We start from the raw sequence: 8,772 nt of genomic DNA on the forward strand, positions 1-8,772 counted from the left end.
TCCATGATCGGGCGATACCCGCACTCCGCGTCGTTCGCACGCCCGGCGTTTTCTTGACTCGATCAAGAAAAGCCGGAATGCTGGGCATGTGACGATCGCGGTGGACATCGAGCGGATGCTTCGCGATGCCGGCCTCAGAGTGACGCGCCCCCGGCTCGCCGTCTTCGACGCGGTGCACCGCAACCCGCACTCCGACACCGACACCCTGATCGCCGCGGCCCGCGCCGAGCTGCCCGAGGTGTCGCACCAGGCGGTCTACGACACGCTGCACACGCTCACCGAGGCAGGGCTCGTGCGGCGCATCCAGCCGCAGGGCTCGCTCGCGCGCTACGAGGCCCGCGTCGGCGACAACCATCACCACGCCGTGTGCCGCAGCTGCGGAGCCGTGCAGGACGTCGACTGCGCCGTGGGCGAGTCGCCCTGCCTCGAGCCCTCCGACGCGCACGGCTTCCGCATCGAGACGGCCGAGGTCGTCTACTGGGGGCTCTGCCCCGACTGCGCATCGACTTCTCCCTAGCCACAACCACCCACTCCTGGAAGGAACACCATGTCCGACCCTCACGAGCACGGCGTCTTCACGACCGACGGTGCACAGCAGCCGACGGCCCCGGTCGTCGACGAGCCCGGAACCGCCGGCGTCGGCGAGTCCACCGGCGCCGAGTGCCCGGTGCCCCACGGCCAGCGCGCGCCGCACCCCACCAGCGGCTCCGCGAACCACGGCTGGTGGCCCGACCGCCTGAACCTCAAGCTGCTCGCCAAGAACCAGCCGATCCTCAACCCCTACGGCGAGGAGTTCGACTACGCCGAGGCGTTCAAGACGCTCGATCTCGCCGCGGTCAAGGCCGACATCGCCGAGGTGCTCACGACCTCGCAGCCCTGGTGGCCGGCCGACTTCGGCAACTACGGCCCGCTGATCATCCGCATGGCGTGGCACAGCGCCGGCACCTACCGCGTGCAGGACGGCCGCGGCGGCGGTGGCACGGGGCAGCAGCGCTTCGCTCCGCTGAACTCGTGGCCCGACAACGTGAGCCTCGACAAGGCGCGTCGCCTGCTGTGGCCCGTGAAGAAGAAGTACGGCAAGAGCCTGTCGTGGGCCGACCTCATGATCCTCGCCGGCAACGTCGCCCTCGAGGAGATGGGCTTCAAGACCTTCGGCTTCGCCGGCGGCCGTGTCGACGCGTGGGAGCCCGATGACGACGTCTACTGGGGCCCCGAGACGACGTGGCTCGACGACCAGCGGTACCACGGCGACCGCGAGCTCGAGGACCCGCTCGCCGCGGTGCAGATGGGCCTGATCTACGTGAACCCCGAAGGGCCGAACGGGAACCCTGACCCGGTGGCATCCGCTCGCGACATCCGCGAGACGTTCAAGCGGATGGCGATGAACGACGAGGAGACCGTCGCGCTGATCGCCGGCGGCCACACCTTCGGCAAGACCCACGGCAACGCGCCCGCCGACGCGCCCGGCCCGAACCCCGAGGCCGCGCCGTTCGAGCAGCAGGGCCTCGGCTGGAAGAGCGACTACAAGTCGGGCGTCGGCATCGACGCGATCACCTCGGGCCTCGAGGTCACCTGGACGTACCACCCGACCCGCTGGGACAACGAGTTCTTCCACATCCTCTACGGCTACGAGTGGGAGCTGATGGAGTCGCCGGCCGGCGCCCACCAGTGGCGGCCGAAGAACAACGGCGGCGCCGACCTCGTGCCCGAGTCGTTCGGCGACGGCAAGCGCGAGCCGCGCATGCTGACCTCCGACCTGGCGCTGCGCTTCGACCCCGAGTACGACAAGATTTCGCGGCGCTTCAAGGACGACCAGGATGCCTTCGCCGATGCCTTCGCCCGCGCGTGGTTCAAGCTGACCCATCGTGACATGGGGCCGATCGCCCGGTACCTCGGGCCAGAGGTCCCCAGCGAGGAGCTCATCTGGCAGGACCGCGTGCAGCGGCCCGAGGGCATCCTCACGGACGCCGACATCGCGTCGCTCAAGACCGCGATCGCCGAGTCGGGCCTCACGGTGCAGCAGCTCGTGACGACGGCGTGGGCATCCGCCTCGACGTTCCGCGGCAGCGACAAGCGCGGTGGCGCCAACGGCGCGCGCATCGCCCTCGAGCCGCAGAAGTCGTGGCAGGTGAACAACCCCGAGCAGCTCGCCCTGGTGCTCGCCAAGCTGCGCGAGATCAAGAACGCGTCGAGCGCGCCCGTTTCGCTCGCCGACCTGATCGTGCTCGCGGGCAATGTGGGCGTCGAGCAGGCGGCTCGTGCCGCGGGCTACGAGATCGAGGTCGGGTTCACCCAGGGCCGCGGCGACGCGACGCAGGAGCAGACCGACGTCGAGTCGTTCCGCTACCTCGAGCCCAAGCAGGACGGCTTCCGCAACTACTTCGGTGTCCAGTCCGTGCTTCCCGAGGAGCACGTCTTCGTCGACAAGGCGAACCTGCTCACCCTGTCGGCGCCCGAGGCGACGGTTCTCGTCGGCGGCCTGCGCGCCATCGGGGCCAACTGGGACGGCTCGAACATCGGCGTCTTCACCGATCGCCCCGGTCAGCTGACGAACGACTTCTTCGTCACGCTGCTCGACCTCGGCACCTCGTGGACGCCGCTCGACGAGGGCGGCCACGCCTACCGCGGCACCACGGCGTCGGGCAAGACGATCATCGGCTCGCGCATCGACCTGCTGTTCGGCGCGAACTCCGAGCTGCGCGCCGTCGCCGAGGCCTATGCCACCGACGACGCCGGCGAGCTGTTCGTGCGCGACTTCGCCGCCGCGTGGCAGAAGGTCATGGAGCTCGACCGCTTCGACGTCAAGAAGTAGCACTTACGACTAGTTCCCGTTCCGGACCGCTGCGCCCGCGGCGGCGGGCGCGCACGTCCGGAACGGGAACTCGTTCTGTCAGGGGGGCTCTAGACGAACGGGTCGTCACGGTCGACCGTGTTGCGCTGCACGCGCTCGCCGGTGGCGGGGTCGGTGTAGCCGCGGCTCGTCGTGACGGTGCGATTGCGCCGCGTGGCGATGAGGATGATGCCGAGGATGATCCCCACGGCGCCCGCCACCGTCAGGATGTAGCCAACGATCGTCAAGTCCACCCAGGCCAGCTGCACGTGCACGGCGAACGCGAGGATGGCGCCGATCACGAAGAGGACGATTCCTGTTCCGAGACTCATGCGCTGCCGGTTCCCGCCCGCCATCGGATTCATGCGCGCGGGCTCGCAGATGAGCAGTTCGTTACGAGTCCTGACGGATGTCGCAGGCCGGGGTTAGCCTGCAGAAATGACGGACGCAGCGCCGACCGCAACGACGGCCGCACCGACCATTTCCACCCTTGGCGAGCTCCGTGCGAGCGGCCATCAGAGCAAACCCCTGCGCACCGAGCTGCGCGACAATCTGCTGGCCAAGCTGCGCGCGGGCGAGAATCCGTGGCCGGGCCTGCACGGCTTCGAGGCCACCGTGATCCCGCAGCTCGAGCGCGCGCTCATCGCCGGCCACGACATCGTTCTGCTGGGCGAGCGCGGGCAGGGCAAGACGCGGCTGCTGCGCACCATCGGCGGTCTGCTCGACGAGTGGACGCCCGTGATCGCGGGCTCCGAGCTCGGCGAGCACCCGTACGAGCCCATCACGCACGAGTCGCAGCGGCGCGCCGCCGAGCTCGGCGACGCGCTGCCCGTGGCCTGGCGGCACCGCAGCGAGCGCTACGTCGAGAAGCTCGCCACGCCCGACACGAGTGTGGCCGACCTGATCGGCGACGTCGACCCGATGAAGGTGGCCGAGGGGCGCTCGCTCGGCGACCCCGAGACGATCCACTTCGGTCTCATTCCCCGCAGCCATCGCGGCATCGTGGCGATCAACGAGCTGCCCGACCTCGCCGAGCGCATCCAGGTGTCGATGCTCAACGTGATGGAGGAGCGCGACATCCAGATCCGCGGCTACGTGCTGCGCCTTCCGCTCGACGTGCTCGTCGTCGCCTCGGCCAACCCCGAGGACTACACGAACCGCGGCCGCATCATCACGCCCCTGAAGGACCGCTTCGGCGCCGAGATCCGCACTCACTACCCGCGTCGGCTCGACGCAGAGATGGCCGTCATCCGACAAGAGGCCGAACTGGTCGCCGACGTGCCCGACCACCTCATCGAGATCCTCGCCCGCTTCACCCGCGCGCTGCGCGAGTCGACCTCGGTCGATCAGCGCAGCGGCGTGAGCGCCCGGTTCGCGATCGCGGGCGCCGAGACGATCGCGGCATCCGCGCTGCATCGCGCAGCGGCACACGGCGAGACCGACGCCACCGCCCGTGTCGTCGATCTGCAGACCGCCGTCGACGTGCTGGGCGGCAAGATCGAGTTCGAGACCGGGGAAGAGGGGCGCGAGGGCGACGTGCTGACCCACCTGCTGCGCACGGCGACCGCAGACACGGTGCGCGAGCACTTCCGCGGCATCGACTTCGGGCCACTTGTCGACGCGATCGAGACGGGGGCGATGGTCGTCACGGGCGAGGCGGTGACGGCGCGCGACTTCCTGGCGGGGCTGCCGCGACTCGGGGAATCCGAGCTGTACGACGAGGTCGGCCGCCGACTCGGCGCAGGAAGCGAGGGCGAGCGCGCGGCGGCGATCGAGCTCGCGCTCGAGGGCCTGTACCTCGCCCGGAAGATCGGCAAGGACACCGACGGAAGCGAGACGGTCTATGGCTGAGTCGCACCGCGCCCGCTTCCAGCGCTATAGCGGCGGCGACCCTCTGGCGCCCCCGGTCGACATCGCCGAGGCGCTCGACAAGATCGGCGAGCAGGTGATGGCCGGCTACTCGGCCGAGCGCGCGATGCGCGAATACCTGCGCCGTGGCGGCGAGGGGCGCACGGGACTCGACGACCTGGGGCGCCGCGTGTCCGAGCGGCGTCGCGAGCTGCTGCAGCGCCACAAGCTCGACGGCACGCTGAACGAGATCAGGCAGCTGCTCGACCGGGCGGTGCTCGAAGAGCGCAAGCAGCTCGCCCGCGATGTCGAGCTCGATGACATCGAGCGCTCGTTCGCCGAGACGCGGCTCGAGAACCTGCCCGCGTCGACCTCGGCCGCCGTCAGTGAGCTGCGCGACTACGAGTGGCGCTCGAGCCAGGCGCGCGCCGACTACGAGCAGATCAAGAACCTGCTCGGCCGCGAGCTGCTCGATCAGCGCTTCGGCGGCATGAAACAGGCGCTCGAGAACGTGACGGATGCCGACCGCGAGGCCGTCGGCGAGATGCTGAACGACCTCAACGAGCTGCTCGAGAAGCATGCGCGCGGCGAAGACACTGCGGCGGACTTCGCCGACTTCATGGCCAAGCACGGGGCGTTCTTCCCCGAGAACCCGCAGAACGTCGATGAGCTCATCGACGCGCTCGCGGCGCGATCTGCTGCGGCGCAGCGCATGCTCAACTCGATGACCGAGGAGCAGCGGCAGGAGCTCTTCGAGCTCTCGGCGCAGGCCTTCGGCTCGCCGCAGCTCATGCAGCAGCTCGCGCGGCTCGATCAGAGCCTGCAGGCGCTGCGCCCCGGTGAGGACTGGTCGGGCTCCGAGCGGTTCGACGGCGACCAGCCGCTGGGGCTCGGCGAGGGCGCGGGTGTCATGCAGGACCTCGCCGATCTCGACGAGCTCTCGGAACAGCTCTCCCAGTCGTACGAGGGCGCCCGCATGGACGACATCGATCTCGACAAGCTCGCCAGGCAGCTCGGCGACCAGGCCGCGGTCGACGCGCACACGCTGCGCGAGCTCGAGCGCGCGCTGCGGCGCGACGGCACCCTGCGGCGCGACTCGGCGGGTCGGCTGCAGCTGACGCCGAAGGCGATGAGGCAGCTCGGCAAGACCCTGCTCAAGGACATCGCGAAGCGGATGTCTGCGCGGCAGGGCCAGCGCGAGCTGCGCCAGGCCGGAGCGGCGGGCGACCTCTCAGGTGCGACCCGCCCGTGGGCGTTCGGCGACACCGAGCCGTGGGACATTCCGCGCACGGTGCTCAACGGCGTCCGCCGGCGGGCGGGCGAGCCGGCCGCACCCGGTTCGCGGCTCATCGGCATCGACGACATCGAGGTGGCCGAGACCGAGGCGCGCACCCAGGCCGCCGTCGCCCTGCTCGCCGACACCTCCTTCTCGATGGAGATCGACGGCCGGTGGGTGCCGATGAAGCGAACCGCGCTCGCGCTGCACACCCTCATCAAGAGCAGGTTCCGCGGCGACGAGCTGCAGCTGATCGGCTTCGGCCGGCACGCCGAGGTGATGGACATCGAGGAGCTCACGGCTCTCGAGGCGAGCTGGGCGAAGGGCACGAACCTGCACCACGCCCTGCTGCTCGCGAATCGGCACTTCCGCAAGCACCCGAGCGCCCAGCCCGTGCTGCTGATCGTGACCGACGGCGAGCCGACCTCGCACCTCGAGTCCGACGGCGAGGTGCGGTTCTCGTACCCGCCCCACCCGGTGACGATCGCCTACACGGTGCGCGAGCTCGAGAACTCGATGCGGCTCGGAGCCCAGATCACCTTCTTCCGCCTCGGTGACGACCCGAGCCTGGCCCGCTTCGTCGACAGCATGGCGGCGCGGGTCGACGGCAAGGTCGTCGCACCCGAGAACGACGAGCTCGGGGCCGCGGTCGTCGACTCGTACCTCGGCTCTCGCGCGTGGCAATCCCCGAGCGGCGGCGACTGGTCGAGCTGGAGCCGGGGCGGTCTCTGGGCCGACTGAGAACGCACTAGCGTCGATGGTGTGACCCGAGCGCAGCGCACCGCCCTGTTCGGCGCGGTGCTGCTCGCCTGCGGCGCGATCGCGCTGGCGACGGGGCTGCTTCCCCTGACGGATGCCGCGGCGCTCGGCATCCGCGTCTGGCCGATCCTCCTCTTCGTCATCGCGATCACCGTCGTCGCCGAGCTCGCCGCGGCCGCGGGGCTGTTCGACTGGGTGGCGGCGCTCGCCGCGCGCTGGGGGCGCGGCCGTGGCTGGCTGCTCTGGCTGCTCGTGGCCGCGATCGCGGTCGTCAGCACGGTGTTCCTGTCTCTCGACACGACCGCCGTGCTGCTCACCCCGATCGTGGTGGTGCTCGCGCGGCGCGTGGGGCTCAACCCGCTGCCCTTTGCGCTCACGACGGTGTGGATCGCGAACACGGGCTCGCTGCTGCTTCCCGTCTCGAACCTCACCAACCTGCTGGCGGAGCAGCATCTCGGCGGCATCGGGCCGGCGGCGTTCGCGGCGGCGGCGTGGCCGGCGCAGCTCGTCGGCGTGCTGGCTCCGCTGGCGTTCGTGGCCGTGCTGTTCCGGCGCGAGCTGTCGCGGCGCTATGACGAGCCGGGCCCCGTGCGGGTGGCCGATGCGCGCCTCACCCTGATCTCGGGAGTCGTGCTGGTGCTGCTGATCGGCGGCCTCGTCTCGGGCATCGCCGTCTGGATTCCCGCCTGCGCTGCCGCGCTCGTGCTGATCGGCGCCTTCGCCGTGCTGCGGCGCGACGAGCTGAGTGTGCAGCTGCTGCCGTGGCCGACGGTCGTGCTGGTGTGCGGCCTGTTCCTGGCGGTCGCGGCGCTGGATTCCGCCGGGCTGCGCACCCTGCTCGTGCACCTCGTGCCGGCCGGCGACGGGCTGCCGGCGCTTCTCGGCGTCGCCGCGATCGGCGGCGTCGCAGCCAACGTCACCAACAACCTGCCGGCCTACCTGGCAGTCGAGCCGGCCGTGCACGGCCTTCTGCCGGGTCTCGCGCTGCTCATCGGGGTGAATGCGGGCCCCCTCGTCACCCCGTGGGCCTCGCTCGCCACCCTGCTGTGGCACGAGCGCCTGCAGCGGCTCGACGTCGGGGTGCGCTGGGGGCGATTCGTGCTCTACGGCGCGGTTCTCGCGCCCGTCACCGTCGTGCTCGGGGTACTCGCGCTCTGGGCCGCCGCGGTCACGCCACGGTGACCTCGGTCGTGTGCCACCCCGTGGCGCCGTCGGGCAGCACGTCTGAGACGCCCGAGGTCTGCTGCACGCCGTCGGCGTTCGTGGCGCGCACCCGCAGCTGGTGATCGCCCGGTGTGGCGTTCCACCCCCAGCGCCACTGCACCCACGTGTCCGCATTGACGGCGCGCGCGAGCTCTGCCTCGTGCCAGGGTCCGTCGTCGACCTGCACCTCGACCTTCGAGATGCCGACGTGCTGCTGCCACGCGACCCCGGCGATCCACTGATGCCCGGCGGCGAGGGTGCGCCCCGGCCGCGGCACGTCGATGCGCGAGGACTGCTTCACCGGCGCCTTCTCGGCCCACCCCTGCGTGACCCAGTAGCCCTGCTCGTCGGCGAAGCGCGTCACCTTGAGGTCGACGACCCACTTCGTGGCCGACACGTAGCCGTACAGTCCCGGCACCACGAGCCGCGCCGGGAATCCGCGTGCGAAGGGCAGCGGCTCGCCGTTCATGCCGATCGCGAGCAGCGCCGCGCGATCGGGGTCGGTCATCGCGTCGAGCGGCGTCGCCGCCGTGTAGCCGTCGAAGCTCTCGGAGTAGACCATGTCGGCATCGCCCGTGACGCCGGCGCGCTCGAGCAGCAGTCGCACGGGGTAGCCGAGCCACTTGGCCGTGCTGATCAGGGGGCCGCCGACCTCGTTCGAGACGCAGGCGAGCGTGATGTAGTGCTCCTCCATCGGCAGCTCGTTCAGCTCGGCCCAGCTGAGCGTGAACGGGTGCTCGACCATGCCGTGAACGCGCAGCGACCACTGCTCGGGGTCGAGCTGGGGGATCACGAGCTCGACGTCGGTGCGATAGAACTTCGCGTTCGGCGTGATCACGGGCGTGATGCCGGGCAC

Annotated in this window: 7 protein-coding genes; 5 read left to right on the forward strand and 2 right to left on the reverse strand. The window is 70.6% G+C overall.

Annotated elements, in window-relative coordinates:
• Positions 1–115: 115 nt before the first annotated feature.
• Both ACM2XV_RS09725 and katG read left to right on the forward strand, forming a co-directional pair.
• The gene (locus ACM2XV_RS09725) at positions 116–517 is read left to right on the forward strand and encodes a Fur family transcriptional regulator (protein WP_487026790.1); all 402 of its coding nucleotides are present in this window, start codon (positions 116–118) and stop codon (positions 515–517) included.
• 30 nt (positions 518–547) lie between these two features.
• Positions 548–2,812, forward strand: a complete 2,265-nt coding sequence (gene katG, locus ACM2XV_RS09730; RefSeq protein WP_487026784.1) for a catalase/peroxidase HPI — start codon at positions 548–550, stop codon at positions 2,810–2,812.
• 89 nt (positions 2,813–2,901) lie between these two features.
• Here katG and ACM2XV_RS09735 read toward each other — a convergent pair whose 3' ends face one another.
• The gene (locus ACM2XV_RS09735; RefSeq protein ID WP_487026785.1) at positions 2,902–3,162 is read right to left on the reverse strand and encodes a DUF6458 family protein; all 261 of its coding nucleotides are present in this window, start codon (positions 3,160–3,162) and stop codon (positions 2,902–2,904) included.
• Positions 3,163–3,268: 106 nt separating this feature from the next.
• Here ACM2XV_RS09735 and ACM2XV_RS09740 point away from each other — a divergent pair, with 106 nt between their 5' ends.
• The 3 genes from ACM2XV_RS09740 to ACM2XV_RS09750 are packed head-to-tail and all read left to right on the forward strand — an operon-like array spanning position 3,269 to position 7,895.
• A complete protein-coding gene (locus tag ACM2XV_RS09740; RefSeq protein WP_487026786.1) occupies positions 3,269–4,681 on the forward strand; it encodes a magnesium chelatase ATPase subunit I in 1,413 nt (470 codons plus the stop codon).
• Positions 4,674–6,695, forward strand: a complete 2,022-nt coding sequence (locus ACM2XV_RS09745) for a vWA domain-containing protein (RefSeq protein WP_487026787.1) — start codon at positions 4,674–4,676, stop codon at positions 6,693–6,695. Before ACM2XV_RS09740 ends, ACM2XV_RS09745 begins: the two co-directional genes overlap by 8 nt.
• A gap of 21 nt (positions 6,696–6,716) precedes the next feature.
• Positions 6,717–7,895 (forward strand): SLC13 family permease, encoded by a 1,179-nt coding sequence (locus tag ACM2XV_RS09750; RefSeq protein WP_487026788.1) that lies wholly within the window; start codon positions 6,717–6,719, stop codon positions 7,893–7,895.
• Here the strand turns inward: ACM2XV_RS09750 and ACM2XV_RS09755 are convergent.
• Positions 7,882–8,772, reverse strand: an 891-nt coding sequence (locus ACM2XV_RS09755; protein ID WP_487026789.1) for a molybdopterin-dependent oxidoreductase, incomplete at its 5' end; no start/stop codon positions are given. The two genes, ACM2XV_RS09750 and ACM2XV_RS09755, sit on opposite strands and share 14 nt — an antisense overlap.

Source organism: Gryllotalpicola sp. CP2-P1, from assembly GCF_057512245.1.